The sequence below is a fragment of the Lacticaseibacillus sp. 22 genome (assembly GCF_055413445.1).
The window spans coordinates 27,145-45,606 of sequence record NZ_JBVAYD010000014.1 but is presented as its reverse complement, the minus strand read 5'-3'; the positions used below and the strand labels follow the sequence as shown (position 1 = coordinate 45,606).

General features: G+C 46.5%; 19 protein-coding genes and 1 other RNA gene. 18 read left to right on the top strand and 2 right to left on the bottom strand.

Annotated elements, in window-relative coordinates:
• Positions 1–142 precede the first annotated feature (142 nt).
• Positions 143–1,948 carry a M3 family oligoendopeptidase gene (locus tag ACWP87_RS08105; protein ID WP_014569395.1) on the bottom strand — a complete coding sequence of 602 codons (1,806 nt, stop codon included), beginning with the start codon at positions 1,946–1,948 and terminating at the stop codon, positions 143–145.
• A gap of 73 nt (positions 1,949–2,021) precedes the next feature.
• On the opposite strand from ACWP87_RS08105, the gene ACWP87_RS08100 reads away from it, so the two are divergent.
• The 17 genes from ACWP87_RS08100 (at position 2,022) to ACWP87_RS08020 (ending at position 16,998) form a co-directional block, all read left to right on the top strand.
• Positions 2,022–2,513: a VanZ family protein gene (locus ACWP87_RS08100; RefSeq protein ID WP_005716007.1), complete on the top strand. Its 492-nt coding sequence runs from the start codon at positions 2,022–2,024 to the stop codon at positions 2,511–2,513.
• A 70-nt stretch (positions 2,514–2,583) separates the two neighbouring features.
• Entirely contained in the window at positions 2,584–3,315 is a 732-nt protein-coding gene (locus ACWP87_RS08095; RefSeq protein WP_005684587.1) for a YebC/PmpR family DNA-binding transcriptional regulator, read from the top strand.
• A 375-nt stretch (positions 3,316–3,690) separates the two neighbouring features.
• Positions 3,691–4,560, top strand: coding sequence for an ATPase, T2SS/T4P/T4SS family (locus ACWP87_RS08090; protein ID WP_014569396.1), 870 nt, complete (start codon positions 3,691–3,693; stop codon positions 4,558–4,560).
• A complete protein-coding gene (locus tag ACWP87_RS08085) occupies positions 4,557–5,510 on the top strand; it encodes a type II secretion system F family protein (protein WP_014569397.1) in 954 nt (317 codons plus the stop codon). The genes ACWP87_RS08090 and ACWP87_RS08085 overlap by 4 nt, the downstream gene beginning before the upstream one ends.
• Positions 5,511–5,512: 2 nt before the next feature.
• Positions 5,513–5,833, top strand: coding sequence for a type II secretion system protein (locus ACWP87_RS08080; protein ID WP_014569398.1), 321 nt, complete (start codon positions 5,513–5,515; stop codon positions 5,831–5,833).
• The gene (locus ACWP87_RS08075) at positions 5,830–6,252 is read left to right on the top strand and encodes a type II secretion system protein (RefSeq protein WP_014569399.1); all 423 of its coding nucleotides are present in this window, start codon (positions 5,830–5,832) and stop codon (positions 6,250–6,252) included. Before ACWP87_RS08080 ends, ACWP87_RS08075 begins: the two co-directional genes overlap by 4 nt.
• Positions 6,222–6,533, top strand: a complete 312-nt coding sequence (locus ACWP87_RS08070; protein WP_029943925.1) for a hypothetical protein — start codon at positions 6,222–6,224, stop codon at positions 6,531–6,533. Before ACWP87_RS08075 ends, ACWP87_RS08070 begins: the two co-directional genes overlap by 31 nt.
• Positions 6,493–6,960, top strand: coding sequence for a hypothetical protein (locus tag ACWP87_RS08065; RefSeq protein ID WP_014569400.1), 468 nt, complete (start codon positions 6,493–6,495; stop codon positions 6,958–6,960). The genes ACWP87_RS08070 and ACWP87_RS08065 overlap by 41 nt, the downstream gene beginning before the upstream one ends.
• Complete coding sequence (locus ACWP87_RS08060; protein ID WP_005688791.1) at positions 6,957–7,280, top strand: hypothetical protein; 324 nt, start codon at positions 6,957–6,959, stop codon at positions 7,278–7,280. The genes ACWP87_RS08065 and ACWP87_RS08060 overlap by 4 nt, the downstream gene beginning before the upstream one ends.
• A 424-nt stretch (positions 7,281–7,704) precedes the next feature.
• Positions 7,705–8,718: a class I SAM-dependent methyltransferase gene (locus tag ACWP87_RS08055; protein WP_014569401.1), complete on the top strand. Its 1,014-nt coding sequence runs from the start codon at positions 7,705–7,707 to the stop codon at positions 8,716–8,718.
• Positions 8,719–8,986: 268 nt separating this feature from the next.
• The gene (locus ACWP87_RS08050) at positions 8,987–9,442 is read left to right on the top strand and encodes a hypothetical protein (protein ID WP_014569402.1); all 456 of its coding nucleotides are present in this window, start codon (positions 8,987–8,989) and stop codon (positions 9,440–9,442) included.
• Between the two features lie 214 nt (positions 9,443–9,656).
• Positions 9,657–11,021, top strand: a complete 1,365-nt coding sequence (locus tag ACWP87_RS08045; RefSeq protein ID WP_014569403.1) for an amino acid permease — start codon at positions 9,657–9,659, stop codon at positions 11,019–11,021.
• Positions 11,022–11,052: 31 nt separating this feature from the next.
• Positions 11,053–11,817: a lysophospholipid acyltransferase family protein gene (locus ACWP87_RS08040; RefSeq protein ID WP_014569404.1), complete on the top strand. Its 765-nt coding sequence runs from the start codon at positions 11,053–11,055 to the stop codon at positions 11,815–11,817.
• A complete protein-coding gene (locus tag ACWP87_RS08035) occupies positions 11,814–12,653 on the top strand; it encodes a glycosyltransferase (protein ID WP_014569405.1) in 840 nt (279 codons plus the stop codon). Before ACWP87_RS08040 ends, ACWP87_RS08035 begins: the two co-directional genes overlap by 4 nt.
• Positions 12,654–13,610 carry a glycosyltransferase family 8 protein gene (locus tag ACWP87_RS08030; protein WP_014569406.1) on the top strand — a complete coding sequence of 319 codons (957 nt, stop codon included), beginning with the start codon at positions 12,654–12,656 and terminating at the stop codon, positions 13,608–13,610. It abuts the gene before it with no gap.
• Positions 13,607–14,491, top strand: coding sequence for a lysophospholipid acyltransferase family protein (locus ACWP87_RS08025; protein ID WP_014569407.1), 885 nt, complete (start codon positions 13,607–13,609; stop codon positions 14,489–14,491). Before ACWP87_RS08030 ends, ACWP87_RS08025 begins: the two co-directional genes overlap by 4 nt.
• Before the next feature lie 212 nt (positions 14,492–14,703).
• Positions 14,704–16,998: an alpha-galactosidase gene (locus tag ACWP87_RS08020; protein WP_014569408.1), complete on the top strand. Its 2,295-nt coding sequence runs from the start codon at positions 14,704–14,706 to the stop codon at positions 16,996–16,998.
• A gap of 581 nt (positions 16,999–17,579) precedes the next feature.
• Here ACWP87_RS08020 and ssrA read toward each other — a convergent pair.
• Positions 17,580–17,943: a transfer-messenger RNA gene (gene ssrA, locus ACWP87_RS08015) on the bottom strand.
• 114 nt (positions 17,944–18,057) lie between these two features.
• On the opposite strand from ssrA, the gene ACWP87_RS08010 reads away from it, so the two are divergent.
• Positions 18,058–18,453, top strand: coding sequence for a membrane protein (locus ACWP87_RS08010; RefSeq protein WP_015764896.1), 396 nt, complete (start codon positions 18,058–18,060; stop codon positions 18,451–18,453).
• The last annotated feature ends 9 nt before the right edge of the window (positions 18,454–18,462 follow it).

The window sequence follows — 18,462 nt, the reverse complement described above, 5'->3', positions numbered from 1 at the left end:
CTCATAATGGCGTGAAAAATTCCATGACAGTTAAGTTGATATTTAAATTTAATGTCAGTGGGGATTAAACAAAAAAACTGTTCGCCGAATGTGGCAAACAGTTTTTTTGTTTATTGAAGGCTACCGAGCGATCTAAAGAAGGCTACTTAAGATACGCTTCACTTAATGCCATGAATTGTTGGGCATCTTTAGCGGCTAAATCAATTCCTTGCTGCCAAAATTCTGGTTGGGTCAAGTCAACGCCGAGATGCTTTTTCGCTAGTGCTTCCGTGCTCATGTTGGCGGTGTCCCGCAATAAGGCAATATAATCATCTTCAAAATGATCGCTTTGCTGTGCCTTAGCGTAAATACCGCTAGAAAACAGGTAGCCAAATGTATATGGGAAGTTATAAAACGGTGGGTTGTCAAAATAAAAGTGCAACTTATCGGCCCAATACATCGGATCAAATGAACTCAAGCCGCCAGCGTAAGCCTTCTCCTGAGCCGCGGTCATCAAGGCTTTCAGGCGGGGAACGCTGACAATACCATGCTCACGTTCTTGATAGAAACTGTCTTCAAACAAGAATCGCGCATGAATGTTGAGCAGCATCGCTAATGGATTGGCCATTTTTGCGTCTAATAAGTTGAGCTTTTCTGCCGGTTCGCTAGCAGCTTTCACCGTCGCATCGGCAACAATCAATTCGGCAAAAGTTGAGGCAGTTTCGGCAACGTTCATGGCATAGTTTTGCCGCAAAACCGGCATATCCTTCAAAATAGAACTGTGGAAAGCATGCCCTAGTTCATGAGCAATGGTTGATACACCAGACGCCGAACCGTCAAAGGTCATGAAAATGCGACTTTCTTTGACATCCGGAACGCTGGTCATGTAACCGCCTGCCCGTTTGCCCGGTCGATCTTCTGCTTCAATCCAGCCATTTTCAAACGCATGTTGCGCAAAGGCGGCCATTTTAGGTGAAAACTTCGCAAAATTATTAACAATGAATTCTGCAGCTTCGTCAAAAGTGTAGGTCTTCGGCTTGAAGTCGCCAACAACCACTGGTGCCCATTGATCTTGCCATTGCATGGTGGACTGCCCGGTTAATTGGGCTTTGCGGGTGAGATAGGCAGCGAAGGGCGCTTTATTGGCGCTGATGGTTTGCCACATTTGATCCAAGGTGGCACGCTTCATCCGGTTATATTGCAGTGGCTTGTATAGATAATCCGGATACTGATGTAAGCGATAGTTGGTCAAGCGGAACCCGGCAATGTGGTTGAGGGTTTCGCCAAACAAACTGGCATGATCGCTCCAAACTTGTTCCCAAACATTGAAAACGTCCTTGCGCGTCTTAGGATCAGGCGCACCTTCAAACTTGTTTTGCGTTTGGCCGGCACTTAGCTCGGTCGTTTCGCCATTTTGAGTGATCGGGAACTTAAGACTGCCACTGAGCGTTGTATAGTGATTACTCCAGCCGGCGAATCCATCAACCGCCAAGTCATTGATCATGGTTTCGGTTTTATCATCAAGTAATTCCTTGGCTTGATCACGAATTTCACTTAAACCGAAACGACTCTCAGCCAATGTACCAGTAGCCGTCAACTGATCGAAAGCAGTTTGTGGCATGCCGGCTAATTTCTTTGCCAAGGGGTTGTTAATGTTTTGAAAACGGGTTTCTAGTGTTGTAAGTTGTCCTAGCAGGGGACCGGTTTTTAAGTTGGCAGTATCGGCGCTGGCAATCATTTCGACAAAACTGCCTGTGGTGCCGAGACCTTTACTGATATCTTCAAAAAGTTGCCAAAGCGTTTTGAAATCGGTAAACTCAGGGGCATCATCTTCAGGCGACCACGCTGCTACTTGGGCTTCAAGTTGGGGCAATTCGTCGGTCACTGTCTGAATCCGTGCGGTAAGTTGTGGCGAGTCGATGCCACCTGGGAAGATTGAATCAAGATTCCAATTAATGGGGTAAGACATAACAGCACTTCCTTTCCAAATAGGTTCATTATACAGTAGATGAGAAAAGTATGAGTGAAAGTAGGTTGAATTTGTGAATTCTTTTAAACGGCATTGGGGATTATGGTTGACGGCCGCAATTTTATTTGTTTTGTTCGTCAGTTCTAGCATGACTTATAAGGAACAAACAACCGTCCCGTTAATGGAACGGTTGTTGCATAATGAGCCGTTCAAGCCATTCTTAAGTAGCATTCAGTTTAATTATGCCGGCGAGACACAGTCAGTTGCTAAAGTCGGATATTTTAAGTTCGTTGAATTTTTTGTGCGCAAAGGGGCCCACGTTAGTATCTTTTTCTTATTGGGCTTGGGTTTGACGCAAGGGACGTTTATGTATCAAAAAAATCGGTGGTTGCATTGGCCGCTGATGGTGTTGAGTTGTACCGGAATTGCAGCATTTGATGAGTTTCATCAAATGCTGACAGGCGGGCGCACGCCGTTGTTTCAGGATGTGATGCTAGACACTGTTGCCGCTGCGATTGCGGTGACCTTCATGTGGGGATGGTTGTGGCGTCAGAAGCGGCGTTGAATAACCGCGCGTTCTTTGCTATAATTTTAACGATCCATATGCTTCTATACTTATGAAAAGAGGGTTTATCATGTCAGGACATTCCAAATGGCATAACATTCAGGGCCGTAAGAACGCTCAGGATGCGAAGCGTGGTAAGATTTTCCAGAAGTTATCACGTGAATTATACATGGCAGCAAAGCAAGGTGGTCCTGACCCCAGTGGTAACCCATCCCTCCGTTTGGTCATGGACAAAGCCAAAGCTGCCAACATGCCTAAGGACAATATCAAGCGGGCATTAGACAAGGCTAGTGATCGCGATGCGGCTAATTATGATGAAGTTACCTATGAAGGCTATGGCCCGGGTGGCGTTGCAATCCTGGTTGAAGCGTTAACGGACAATCGGAATCGAACCTCCAGTTCAGTTCGAGTTGCCATCACCCGTCATGGTGGCAATATGGCGGCAGCCGGTGCGGTTTCTTACATGTTTGATCGCAAAGGGTATCTCGTTATCTCACGTGAAGCGTATGATGTCGATGAAGATCAGATGTTAGAAGATGCACTCGAAGCAGGGGCTGAAGATATGCAAACTTCAGACGATGCTTACGAAATCTACACCGATCCCAAAGAATTCGCACAGGTTCGTGATGCTTTGGAAGAAAAAGGGTATAAATTCGTCCAAAACGAATTGACGATGGTACCACAAAATCTGACCCCGATTCCTAAAGATAAAGTCGAACAATTCCAAGCCATGATCGATCAGCTAGAAGACGATGATGATGTGCAAGAAGTCTACACAGCTGGCGACTGGCCGGACGATTAATGAGTTGAATAAATGAGTGAAGAGGCTGGGCTATCATTCCCAGTTTCAAACTAAAGGCGTACTATTTCTCGGATTTGACGAGAAATGGTACGCCTTTTAGATTCTCTACATTAGTATCAATAGCATTTAACGATTTTAGCACCAAGGCGGAGTAATCTCTGGCTAGATGGATGGCGTTGCATAGCTAGGGCGGAAACAGTGCGGCTAAGGGACAGAGTATGCGCATCTTGAGACATAATGATCGTATTTTAATCACCGTGACCAACGTCCTTATGTGCAGACGATGACATCCGAAAAAGCATGACGGGTAAATTTTTTATGTTAATGACAAACTCGTCCTTGCCTGCGAATTCTTTTAATGCAGGAGGAAAAAATATGCAGTCAGTGAAAACGTTATTGACCAACGCATTAGCCAAAGGAGCCAGCGATATTTACTATTTGCCAAATCCGCATGGTTATCTGATTCGGCTTCGGTTACCGACAGGGTTAGTGACTTTAGGGCAACTGGAAACGCGCATAGGTCAGCAAGAGATTAATTATCTGAAGTTCATGGCTGGGATGAATGTTGCGGAGCATCGCCGCGTCCAGTTAGGCGCCTTTTATCATCCGGACTCAAATGTCTTTCTGCGTTTAAGTTCGGTTGCGGATTTTCGGGGCCGCGAATCATTGGTGGTGCGACTGATCAGTGGTATTCCCGATGCGCAGGGTGCACGTCAGTTGTTGGATCGGTTAATGAGTATTTTGACGCAACGCCGAGGCATGTTGACATTGGCTGGCCCAACCGGATCGGGTAAAACAACGTTACTGTACCAGCTTGCAACTCGCTTGGCCGCCTCGAAAATGGTGCTGTCTATTGAGGATCCTGTCGAAATTAACCAGCCCCAGTTTCTGCAACTTCAGGTTAACCCAGAAGCGGAAATGAGTTATCCGCAGTTGTTAAAGGCCGCTTTACGTCATCGCCCGGATGTATTGCTGATTGGTGAAATCCGCGATCGGCAAACCGCCCAGAGCGCCTGTGAAGCTGCCATTAGCGGTCATATTGTGCTTGCGACCGTGCATGCACGTTCGGCCAACGACACCCCACTGAGACTGACTAGCTTTGGCTTACCTGCCGAATTGGTTTCTGCCGCCTTAACAGCCAGTGCCGCAATCACGTTGCAGTATCGACCTACGATTCATCCTGTCGCTGAAGTGGTTGTTTTTGAGCCGGCGCATCAAAGCGGTGCAACGGAGGTGGTTTCGTGAAAGTGCCTCTGATCGTTCAGGAACGTTTTTGTCGTCAAAGTGCAGCCTTAATGACGGCGGGTTTCAATCTGAGTGACGTGTTCGCCTATTTGCAAGTGAGTTTGCCTAAACACGCCGCGATTTGGCAAGGAATTGAAAACGAATTGGCTAACGGCATGGCCTTTTCGGATGCAGTTGCACGCCAGGATCTGGCCCCGATTCTTTTCCAACAATTGCAGTTGGCTCAGGTTCATGGTGACTTAGCGAAGGCGTTGACGATTGCGGCGGATTATCTTCACTTGCGGGTTCGCAATCGGCAACGCATTGTACAGTTGCTGGTTTATCCGTGTCTGTTATTGGCAATGCTGGTGGTCTTACAGATTGTCGTTGTTTTTGGCGTTCTTCCTGCACTTTCTTTACCACAGTCGAATTTAGTCGCGCTTCAATTGATTGGGTTGGGCGTGGTGACAGTGATTGGACTCTTGGGTTACTGCTACTGGCATCGTATGTCGCCGCTCAAACGTCTACTGGTGTTACAGAAGGTTCCGGGGATGCGCCAACTGCTACGAACTTATTATCAGTTTCAGTTTACAGCAGGAGCAGCTCAATTTTTATTGGCGGGTGCAGATATTGCCAACTTTTGCCAGCACTTAGCAACCTTAGACGGACCGATGGGGAAATTAGGCACACGCATTCAGGCGAAGGTTCAACAGGGACACGAATTAAGTGTGGCGCTTCAAGAGCCGTTGATTCCCGCTGAGGTTGCCCGTTTGCTAACCATGGGCCAATCGCATCATTTGGTCGCAACCGGGTTAAAACTTTTTGGTGAACAGCTTTTCTCGCGGCTTCAACAGCAATTGGAACGACTGGTGAGCTTGGTACAGCCGTTTTTGTTTCTAATCATCGGCGGAGAGATTTTACTGGTGTATTTACAAATCTTATTACCACTTTATCAATCTATAGGGGGTTAAGCATGAAACGAAAAAAGTTGCGCGCATTTACCTTAATTGAAGTAGTTGCGGCGCTGGGGGTCATTATTCTACTGACGCTCGCGCTGGTTTTGACCATTCAGGGCCAGATGAAACGTGTCGATACTCAGAACCTGAAAGCAACCGTGGCGACGGTCAACACGCAATTGGAAATGACTTACAATGAGCCAGATCACGGCGGGGTTGATTTTAGTTCTCCGGATCAATTAGTTAAAAAAGACGTGATTTCACAAAGCCAGGCAGACACCCTTAGAAAAGGCGGGTTTAAGCTGACAGCAGGATCACCACCGACATTTAGCAAATGAAACGGCTACATGGTTTTACCTTGATTGAAGTCGTGGCTGTCATGTTTGTCATAACTGCATTAGCAATCGTTGCGGTTCCGGTTGGCCGAAATGTTTTAACGCAATACCGCGAACGTGAATTTATGGAGGCCTTGGTGGAAGAATGGGAAATGCTAAAAATGCGGGCGAGAGCTGAACCATCAGATGGCAATATGTATGTGAATGGTGAAGAGAGGGAAGTTAGATTCGTGACTCAAGGAACGACAAAGACATTTCCTTTCCCGGTATCACTGACATTTAGTGGGAGGGGTTGGATGAGTTGTAATCCTCATGGGAAAATAAAGCAAGCGGGAACTTTAAACTTTTCAAATGAGAAAAAGTTTGCTTGGGTGATTACGTTCCAGCTGGGATGGGGGCGAGCAATATTGACCAAAAATTAAGTGGGGTGTTGTTAGTCGAACATCTTGCGGCTTTGGGCGTGGTTCTCATGGCTGTGGGTTGGTTGGCGTTATTGATGAGGACTTATCAGCAAGTTGTCATACCTGTCCGACAAGAAACCACTGCTTACTATGCCGCTCGCGTTGCTTTAATGCGGGTGCCTGCGCGTGGTGGGGAAACTCAGGTTAGCGTTGGCCCTGATGTTTGGAAGGTAGTGATGAGCGCAAAGGAGGTTCGGGTTGATGCCAATAACTCGACGGCCAGCTATACCTTTAACCCTTAGCGCCTTCACCTTGATCGAAGTTGTGATTGGATTAGGAATCATAGTCGCGGTGATGTTGCTTTGGTCGCCGCTTTTGACAGGCGTTCAACGTTTTACAAATCAAGATCAATATTTACTGCATGCACTGCAAGCAGATGCAGACTTACAGGCTAATGTGCGGACCCATCGGATGAAACTCGAGTCGCTTAAACAGAAACGGGTCAGGCTTCAGGGAAAAGATGGTCATCAATCGAAATTTTATGTTTTTGAGTTTTATACCAAAAATGGCAACAGTATGATTCGCGCTAGAACCAATGATGGGGGCCATATTCCATTATTTATGCAAATCAAGTCCGGCCAATTTTTGGGGTCCGTTCATGGCTTTTTGTATGAGATAAGATTGGGTACTAACCAGACTTTTGAAGGCGGGGTGCGGCTTAATCAATGAAATTACGTGGAAGTGTGCTGGTTAATACCATCATTTTATTCGGTATATTTTTGACGATGACAATTGGGATGTTTAAGCAGTTTAACCGCTGGCAGCAGCATTATCAAATTATTAAGCAAGTCGAAAAGTCCCAGTTTAAGTCGGCTTATTCGCAGTGGCGGCAAAATGCGGAAGGAGTCAACCATCATGATAAGTCAGAAACAGCTGACAGTGCGAGCTTGAAATCTAGTCAGGCGAGTGAAGTAAGTGTCAGTCCAACGAGGTCAATGCCAGTGGTTGAAAAGACGGTCAGTGAGACAGATACCAAATCGGTGCCCTAGGTTAAAGAATGATCCCGCTTGAATAAGGTATTTCCAATCGGTACACTGGTAAACGGAGCGTTGAAGGGGCGCGTTAGCAGCAGACTCCCAATAAAATGCTTATTGGCCATATTTGGTCATGATGATGCGCGCCTCGGTTAGGCCGGTTCGCGCTCAATCATAACGCGCTCACCAGCCCAGAAGTCTGCGTGTAAGGACCTCAGTCGCAATGACCAAAGTGCGGCCATCACGCCCAAGGCTGCTTACACTCCGACTTCTAAGCGCGCCGGTTCGCGCTCAATCATAACGCGCTCACCAGCCCAGAAGTCTGCGTGTAAGGACCTTGGTCGCAATGGCCAAGCCCGGGCCATCACGCCCAAGGCCGCTTACACTCCGACTTCTAACCGGGCTGGTTCGCGCTCACTTTATTTAGGGGGTTGTCTTTGTGGCGAATGAACACCTTGAGAAGCTTTATCATGTTTTGGATGAAAGCACGACGATTTTGCATCAGCAGTTGAAATCTACTGATATTGCGGCAATTACCGAAGCTGGCGAAGATCTTTCTTCTGGTGAAGTGATGCAAGAAGATGGGTTGCCTAACGATGAAGCTAAGAAGAAACTGGAAGCTTTGTTTGGTCAGGTGAAGTTGGCAACATATGAACCGGAAGAGATACGGCAGGCTTTGCAGCTGGTACTGGTTAAAGCGATCAAAGTTGATGGGATTGAACCCAATAAACAGATCACACCGGATGCCATGGCCAGTCTTGCAACCTTTATGGCGACCGTTTTTGATCAGCAGCAGCCGAGCCAACTCAAAGTGGCGGACTTGGCAGTTGGAAGCGGGAACTTGTTGTTTGCAGTGATGAATCAACTACACAAAGAACGTGACGTTACGGTAAAAGGTTACGGTGTTGATAATGACGAGGCCTTGTTGGCGGTTGCCGGGATGAGCAGCAGCTTGCAACACCTGGACGTTGAACTGTTTCATCAAGATGCATTGGATGGGCTTTTATTTAAGGATATTGATGTGGTGGTCTCCGATTTGCCGGTGGGGTATTACCCTGTAGATGAACGGGCAAAGAAATTTGCGACTGCAGCCAAAAAGGGTCATTCATATGCGCATCATTTGCTCATTGAACAAAGCATGAAAGTATTGAAGCCAGGCGGATTGGGGATGTTTTATGTACCAAGTCGGGTCTTTCAGTCCGAAGAAGCTGCCGGTTTAACCGCATGGCTGGCGGAAAAAACTTACTTCCAAGGCTTGCTTAATTTGCCGGATGACTTTTTTGCCGATAAGCAAGCAGAAAAGAGCCTGTTGATTCTTCAAAAGCCAAGTGCGGACGTAAAACGCGCTAAGCAAGTCTTACTTGGTCAATTCCCGAATTTGAATGATCGTGAGGCATTCGCCGCCTTTATTGCAAAGGTTAAAGACTGGGCTGCCGCCAATATTGCACAATAGGGCGCGGCGGCTTGTCTTTGAAGACTTTGCGGAAATACACCAGATGTGTCGATAACAATGTGGCGAGTGGGATCATCGCTAAACTGGCTCTTAAAGGGAAAAATCAATCCTGCCTATTGCTGATTTTCAGAAATGAATCGTTAGACGTCAGAAAACTGGCGTCTATTTTTGACTCAAAATAAGTTGCCGAGATGATTCTTCAAAGGGCATTTTCTGCTTTTTGGGGAACAATCAGGTAGAATAGATAGTTATAAACAGGAGGTTGGTTATGTCGTTATTGAGTATTGCTTACGTGCTCATTGCCATTGTTGCTGTCGGCGTCACGATTTTTGACATTGTGCAGGTACGGATACGAGCGCGTCCGAAAGTATGGCGTATTCTTTTATATCTGGCAGTTGCGGCGTTTAGTCTGGTGTTAACCTTGCAACAAAGCCGTTCCTTTGACGACTTGATTAGCGGCGGGTTCATTGTTGTCATGTTTCTTTGTTTTGCAAGCTGGCAAAAAGGTTTAGCTGATCCCGCTATCATTGGTGGTTTGGGTAGTATTCGCATGTATCAGAATCTGACCGGGGTTGTGTTACAAACGCAGCCTAAAGGAACGGTTTTGTTGGCACAGGCGGGAAATCTGACGGTGTTAAAATTGCAGTTTCGTCAGGATCCGCCGACCATTAACGCATTTTTAGCTGACAAGATGCCGCCTGACCGCATTAGTATTGACGATTAGGTGTGAATGATTTGGGGTTTTCTGAAAATGGTGTATAATTTTTCTAATACCGCATGCTATTAATCAGACGGCAACAGCTACCTTGGCCGTCCGCATTAGTAAGTGTGACGCAAGGATAGTCAGACAATGATTAGTTTTAAGTTTGGTTTGTGCCGTTGAATCAAGATGAAAAATAAGTTTCAAGACTGTTTTATGCTTTTAAAGGAGGATGAGTATGCAAGCCGAAAAAGATGATCGGCCTGAACTAGCACGTCATTTGAAGAGTCGCCATGTTCAACTGATTGCAATAGGCGGCACGATTGGGACTGGCTTGTTTTTGGGCTCTGGTCAATCGATTCACTCGGCAGGACCGTCCATTTTATTTGCTTATTTAATAACTGGTGGCATTTGCTTTTTGCTAATGCGTGCATTAGGCGAGTTGTTGATGTCTGATGTGGATTCACATACTTTTATTGATTTCATCACAAAATACCTGGGTATGGATGCCGGTTGGGTGACTGGCTGGACTTACTGGATATGCTGGGTAGCACTTGCGATGGCTGAAGTGACGGCGATTGGATTATATATTCGGTTCTGGTTGCCTGATGTGCCGCAGTGGCTACCCGGTTTAATTGCTTTAGCGATCTTGTTGTTGTTGAATCTGGTCAGTGTCGGATTATTCGGAGAAGCAGAATTCTGGTTTGCCTTGATTAAAATTGTGGCCATCATTGGACTCATCGTTTTAGGTATCTTCATGGTGATTGTTCGCTTTAAAACGCCACTTGGTCATGCCAGTCTTGGCAATCTTGTTAACGATGGCGGCTTTTTCCCTAAAGGCGTTGGCGGTTTTCTCATGTCACTGCAGATGGTTGTGTTTAGTTTTGTCGGCATTGAAATGGTTGGCTTGACTGCTAGTGAGACCAAAAATCCACATAAGGTGATTCCGGAAGCGATCAACGAAATTCCAATGCGGATTTTGCTGTTTTATGTGGGGGCCTTGTTTGTCATCATGTGTATTTATCCATGGCGGCATGTCTCCCCGGTTAACAGCCCGTTTGTTGAAGTCTTTAATAATGTGGGGATTCCGTTTGCGGCCGATATCATTAACTTTGTGGTATTAACCGCGGCGGCCTCGGCTTGTAATTCATCTATTTTTAGCACGGGGCGCTTGTTATTTTCGCTAACGTTGAACGGAAAAAGTCAATCAGCGCAGTGGACTGCCAAACTTTCACGACGCCAGGTGCCAGCTCGGGCGATTCTGGTCTCAACCGGTGTCATTGCCGTAGCGGTTGTCTTGAACCTTTTTCTTCCCGGTTCGGTTTTCACGCTGGTTTCAAGTATGGCAACGATCAGTTTTCTGTTTGTTTGGGGCATGATCATGTTGGCACATTTGCGGTATAAGAAGTTGCATCCCCACAGTACCGACTTTCGGATGCCATTGTACCCATTTGCTGATTATCTTGTGCTGGGTTTTCTGCTATTAACCGCAGTAATCATGATGTTTGATCGTGCAATGTTATCGGCGCTGATCTTCGCAATTGTGTGGATTGCCACACTCTTTATATTGCGGCGGCTGCGGCGAGCGGAAAAAGCAGCGTAACGCACATTGTTGACAGGAAGAGGGGCTTTGCGTGGTAAAAGTTGTGACTTATCAGCGACTAACCGATGATATTGTGACTGCCCCTAATCAAAAAGATCGGCTTCCTGCTAATTACTGTTGGAAGCCGACGTTGGGTTTTCGCTTCAAAGCCGATCTGGTTTATGCCGGTGCGTGGCTGTTTGCTCAGGGGTATTGGCGCATCGGGGTGCGTGTGCGTCATCGCAGCGTTTTACGCCAGGCAGCCGGTCGCGGTTACTTTGTTTATGGCAACCACACGCAGCCATTTGGGGATGTTTTTACGCCGATGCGCGTTAATCAGGCGCGACGGGTGGCGACATTAGCGGCACCGGCAAATTTGAGTGTCCCGATTCTTGGGCGGTTGGTTCCATACGGCGGTGGTCTATTAGTCCCCAAGCAGTTGCACCAACTACGCGCCTTTCATGCTGAAATCAAACGGCTAATTGCGGCTAAAGAAGTCGTGATGATCTATCCGGAGGCTCACGTTTGGCCATATTATACTGGTATCCGCCCGTTTGAGTCCGGTGCATTTCATTATCCGGTTGAACTAAATGCACCCGTATTTGTCACCACCATGACTTATCAACGGCGACACTGGTGGCCTCGGCCTAAACGCGTTTTGTATGTCGATGGTCCGTATTGGCCGGATCAGCAGCTGCCATTAAAAATGCGCCAAAAACAGTTAGCAACCACAGTCCGGACCGTAATGATGAAGCGAGCTAAGTTGAGCAATGTTGCCTATATTCACTATCAGCAGCAAAAGGAGGCGCAACCGTGACCATGAATATTTTATTTTGCGGTGATGCCAACATGACAGATGGTGTTTTGCTTGCAACCTTATCCTTAATGCGGCAAACGCGTGAGCCGCTGCATATTTTTGTTTTGACCGCGACACTGACAGTTAACGATCATCGTTATAAGCCGTTTCCAGTTGCGACCGTCGCACAAATGACCGAGTTGATGCAAAAAGAAAACCCGGCGCATCAGTTCACGCGAATTGATATAACGAATTTGTTTGAGGCAAATCCGCCGCGCGCTAATCTAACAACGATGTTTACGCCTTATTGTATGTTGCGGTTGTACGCCGATTTGGTGCCACAGTTACCGGATCGCATGCTTTATCTGGATACCGATGTTATTTGTCGGCGGCCGTTTGCTGCGTTTTACCATGAGTCCATGACTGGTGTTGATATTGCCGGCGCGTTGGACCACTATGGCAAATGGTGGTTTCATCACCGGTTGATGTGGTTTGATTATCTCAATTCCGGCGTTTTGCTGATGAATCTTGCTAGAATTCGCGCAGATGGTTTATTAGCGCGCTGCCGCCAGTTGTTACAGCAGCGGTGGCTGTTTATGCCGGATCAGAGTGCTTTAAATAAGCTGGCCAAGTGTAAACGGATTCTGCCGCCAAAATACAATGAGCAGCATAAGCTTGAGCCGGATACGGTTTTTCAGCACTTTACGACATCGTTTCGCTTTTGGCCGCGTTTTCGCATTGTGACGGTCAAGCCGTGGCAGATTCATGCCGTTCATCAGCAGCTGGGATTGCATGAATATGATGATTTGCTGAAAGATTATCGCCGGCTAGCACCTAAATTGAAAGAAGTGTCCTAAATGCCAACTCCAACCACGGTTCCAATTTTCTTTTCCGTCGATGATGGCTATGTTCCTTGTCTGGCCGTTGCTTTGACTTCGATTCGGGCAAATAAAAATCCACGTGTCAATTTTGAAATCAATATTCTTAATAATGGCTTATTACCCGCCAATCAAAAGCGGTTGGCTGCTTTAGGGACATCCAATTTTGACATCCGCTTTATCACGATGGATAAGGTTACGCGACAGATCAGTGGTGATACGAACAAACTGCGCGGTGATTACGTGACCCTGACCATTTATTTTCGCTTGTTTATCGCGGATATGTTTCCACAGTATGACAAAGCGATTTATATTGATGCGGATACGGTGGCAGAAGGCGACTTGACCGCTTTGTTTGCAACGGATTTAGGTGATAACCTGGTTGCCGGTGTGGCTGATCCGGTGATGATGACTTATCCGGAAACCATGACTTACATTCAACGCGATTTCGGCATTCAGCCAGGTAAGTATATTAATTCCGGTGTTTTGTTGATGAATCTTGCGCAGATGCGTCAGGAGCATTTTTCCGATCGGTTCTTGCACTTGTTGAAGACTTACCATTTTACGATGATTGCTGCTGACCAGGATTATATCAATGTCATCGCACAACATCGCATCAAATATTTACCGAAGCTCTGGAATATGCAAACCGGGGTCCCTGCGGCTGCAGAGACTGGTGGAAAGTTGATTCACTATAATTTGTTTGGCAAGCCTTGGCATTATCATCATGCTAAATTAGGCGATCGCTTTTGGCGGTATGCACCGGATTCGGGATTTGAAGCGGAACTGAAGCAGCAGTTGGCGGCATTTACGTTGGCGGATCAGCAGGCTGATCGGCAAAGTATGAGTGGGATGTTGCAGACGGCTATTGCTGTTTGCCACACGGAGAATACAATTTTGAATGCCGTTAAACATGGCGAGCAGGTGGCGCTATGAAATCGGGCCGGTTTGTCGGTCCGGATCGCGCGGCAGTTGTTGGCAATATTCGGCGTGCGGTGGCGGCTAAAGCGTTTAATATTAAAGTCGAAGAACATGATCCGGTGTTTTCCAAGTCGGAGGAGCAGCGGATTGTGACACATTACTTACAACAGCGCCGGGACAAGTTATTTAAGCTCAAGACACTGGTTTGTCGCTTGGTCGTTAATGCCTATGCGTTACAGGTGACCAAAGATGTTGAAGTAGTCGGGGTCGATAAAATTCGGGGCATCAAAAGTGGCGGTGTGATTACAAGCAATCATTTCAGCCCGTTTGAAAATATGGCTGTGCGTAAAGCCGTGCATCTGGCAGGTCGGCACCGCATGTATATCGTCAGTCAGGATACAAACTTGGCAATGAAAGGGCTGCTAGGGTTTGTGATGAAATATGATGATACGATTCCGCTGTCCGGACGCCCCAGTTTCTTAAATGGTCCGTTTAAACAAATGTTGAATGCTGCGTTTGCGGGTCATCACTGGGTGTTAATCTATCCTGAACAGGAAATGTGGTTCAATTATCGTAAACCACGACCACCTAAGCGCGGCGCTTATTTCTATGCTGCCGAGGCGGGCGTTCCGATTATCTCCTGTTTTACGGAAATTCGTGATCTGCCAGTCCGCGAGAATCAGCAACTGCGCGAAGTCCGTTATATTTTGCATGTTCTTGATCCAATTTATCCGGATCCGAAGCTTTCAGCGCGCGACAATAGTTTTTACATGATGCAGCGTGATTATGTCCAAAAATGTCAAGCGTATATGGCCGCTTATGGCAAAACGTTATCCTATGCTTTTACGCAGCAGGATATTGCTGGTTGGGATCCTAAACAGCAAGCCACAGAATAGACTAACCAAAGGCGAACTTTTCTTTCGATGGGAAGTTCGTTTTTATTTTGTCATTTGGCGCGATCTGCTTAATGGGTCGAACCAAGCATTAGCGAAAAACGGTACTTATGTGACACCGATGCTGACGGCAGAATGCCACTTATAGAAAGGTACATCAAAACAGTTTATATGCTATAACAAAGGTGATGTTTATCGCGGAAAGGGGACCCTAATTGATCGATGTTACTGACGATCATGCTTTTCATTTATATAATCAAAAGATCAGCTATATTTGTGCGTTATTGCCAAATGGTCAGTTGGGCCATCTCTATTTTGGCCCCAGATTATCGTTAACGACTGCTGATTTGACCTATCTATCGCAAGGTTCCAGTCCGTTTGCGTGGATGGCTAACTTTTCCGACGATCAGCCGTTTGCATTAGGTGATGCGCAACAAGAGTATCCAGTTTATGGAACTGGCGATTTTCGGCAAGGCAGTTTAAGTGTGACCCAAGCAGACGCACCCGTGTATCCGAATTTTGTATTTAAAGATTATCAGGTGAGTCACACCAAGATGCGGAATTTACATCATCCAACGAGCTTTGGTAATCCAGCCCTGACTGATGTTTTGACAATTCACCTTGAAGATGAAACGGCGCAGTTATTATTAACGCTGCAGTATACGATTTTTTCGGATAGTGCCACGGTCGTTCGGGCAGCTACTTTGACGAACCAAGGTGCTGAGCCGGTTATGATTGAGCGGATGTTGAGCGGGGCGCTGAATTTACCCCAAGGCCGTTATGATGTTGTTCACTTGTCAGGTAACTGGGCCAAAGAGCGGCACATTCAGACACAGCCTTTGACGCAAGGAACGTTTTCAGTGGAATCTTTGCGCGGGGCATCGAGTCATGAACAAAATCCGTTCGTCGCATTGCACGCAGCCGGACAACCATTTGCTGTTGGCGATGCTTACGGTGCGAACTTAGTCTATTCGGGGAACTTTCTGGATAGCATTGAAGTTAATGAATGGGATCAGACGCGGCTTTTGGCTGGCATTCATCCGGCTTATTTTAGCTGGCGACTAGATCCGAAAACCAGTTTTACTACCCCTGAAGTGGTCTTAAGCTTTAGTTCAGCGGGACTAGCTGGTTTATCCCAAGTCAATCAGCGTTTTGTGGCCCGGCATATTATTGACCCGCAATGGCGCCAAAAGCCGCGTCCGGTTGTTTTGAACAGTTGGGAAGCGACCTATTTTGACTTGAATGAACAAAAGCTGTTGCATCTGGCTAAATTGGGACGTCAGGTGGGGGTTGACTGTTTTGTTCTTGATGATGGCTGGTTTGGTACCCGTGATAATGATTTAAGTTCATTGGGGGATTGGTTCACAAATAAGCATAAGTTTCCGGATGGCTTAGGGCATTTTGCTGAGGAAATTCATGGCCTCGGCCTTCAGTTTGGCCTGTGGTTTGAACCGGAAATGGTATCGCCTCGATCGCAATTTTTCCAGAAACATCCGGATTGGGTGGTCCGTCCCAAGCGCGGCCGAATGTCGATTACACGTCATCAATATGTTCTGGATTTTAGTAATCCAGCGGTCGTAAATAATATTTTTGCGCAAATGCAACGCGTCATTACCGAAACCAAGCTTGATTATGTGAAGTGGGATCTCAATCGCAGTATTACCGAAGCCTATTCACCCTACTTGGCAAAAATTGGGCATCCTCAAGGTGAATTCTTCCATTGCTATGTACAAGGTGTCTATACCCTCTATCAAAAGCTGCTCACGGCCTTTCCTCACCTGCTGATTGAAGGCTGTGCTGGTGGTGGCGGGCGCTTTGATTTGGGGATTCTCTTTTATAGTCCGCAAATCTGGACCAGTGATGATTCTGATGCGATCGAACGGTTGGCAATTCAATCCGGAACCGCACTGGCTTATCCGTTAAGTTGTATGAGCAATCACGTGACGGCGATACCGAATGAACAAGTCGGACGTTCCACACCGTTGGCTACGCGATTTCGTGTGGCAGCATTTGGCATTCTCGGCTATGAATTGGATTTGACCAAGCTGGATGATGCGGCATTGGCAACAATCAAAAACCAAATTGCTTATTATCATGAATTACAGCCATTAGTCTTAAATGGTGATTTTCGGTTGCTTTTGCCACGTCAATCCAACAGCCAGAATCAAGTAGCATGGCTGCTAAGTGATCATTACCGCAAGCGTTTAGTTTTAGGCTTCTTCCGCGTCCTTGCCGATGCAGACAGTCGCGCCGTGCAGTATATGAAGATACCGGTTGCCCAGCCAAACCAACGTTATTGGGTGAACGGTCACACAGGGCCGGTTTCCGGTGATGTCTTGCAGCGGGTTGGCGTTCGCTTACCGATCCAATTCAATGGCGCTAACCGGCAACAAGCCCAATTGATCGGTGACTATCAATCGGCCTTATTGACTTTTGATGGGGTAACAGCAACCAAAACCGGCAAGCATCAACCTGAGATTCGCAAGCAGCAGAAGGTCGGACATGCTTGAGACGTTACTACGCGGCTCGGATTTAGTTAATCGCCTAGTTTGAAACTTGAACAGTAACGAAAAAAAGCTCGTTGCAACGGGCTTCTTTCATTTCATGATATTTGATTGTCGCCATTCAACGACTTATGATGCCGAATGACGGCTTTTCACGAGCAGCAAGATGCCTGAAGCAAGATTCATAGCACCGGCAATGATGCTGAGGCTGCCAGCAATAATTGTTATGATACTGAGTGGTAAATGGTTGGCTTTTTTCAATTTTGACATTCCTTTCTAGGGTTGCGGTGGGGTCATAGCTGGCGTAAAAACGATGGCGAAGGTTAATGATTTCTTCCTTTCGTTTAATATCCGTATTTTAACAAATGTAACTGATTAAAGGTGAAGTTTATTTGGTAACGTTAAGTGAGATTCTTATGAACTGAACTCACTTTGAATAGGACATTTCGACAGCTAAAATCGGACACTAAATGGACACTTTTTGTGCACTTCACTTCAAAAACACCCCCAAACAACCCAAAATAAAAAGCCCCGAAACGCTGATTTAACAGCATTTCGGGACTAACCAGAAACAAGAAAAAGGGTCAAAATGGAGGTGAGGAGAATCGAACTCCTGTCCATCACCCCTGCTACATGCGGCTCTACACCCATAGCCGATTTATTTAAAATTCGCTGCGATGTCGCGCCAACCGACAAGGCTAACACAAGGCAGCTAACCTACTAGTCTCTTGTTGATGCCTCAGGTGGCAACATCAACCGTAGCTCAATGATTTGAGACCCAGACCCGACCCTTGAGCGAAGTCGGAAGGATCACGCTAGCTGGTTATTAAGCAGCTAAAGCGTAAGAATTTTCGTTCTTTGCAGTTATATTAACTGTTCCGTTGATGACGGAGCCGAGCCTCCGAGGTGCACCGCATGCGCGAAAAGCAATGTCGAGACCATTACACCCCCAAGAAGGTGCAAATGATATATTACCACGGTATAATTAAACTTGTCAAAACATTTGCAGTTATCATTGTACTGACGCACACTTAGGTTTTAAGCTATTTTTATGGGGGCATGTCTATGATCTTACTTGTTGCAGGATGCATGCAATTACTAATGGGCATCCTTCTTGCTATTTTTCGACCGCGTCATCAAACCGGCCTGTGGGGCTACACATCGTATCTCGCCAGTGTCAACGCTGATAGTTTTCGGTTGGCACAAAGGTGGTTTTATCAGGCGTTAATTGCCACAGGTGCCGTTGAAGGACTTGCTGGCTGGGTAATTCACCGGTTAGCGTGGGATAACTATTTTATTATCTGGCTTTTTCTGGCTGTTTTGTTATTCTTGCCCGGTTTTGTTTATACCGAAAGTCGACTGAAGCATTATTTGGAGGCACACGATGCGCTGCCGTATGATTATGTTGCCCCGGATGATGCGCCAAGGCCTAAACGCCGTAAAGGTTTTAAAGATCTGTGAAATGAGGGA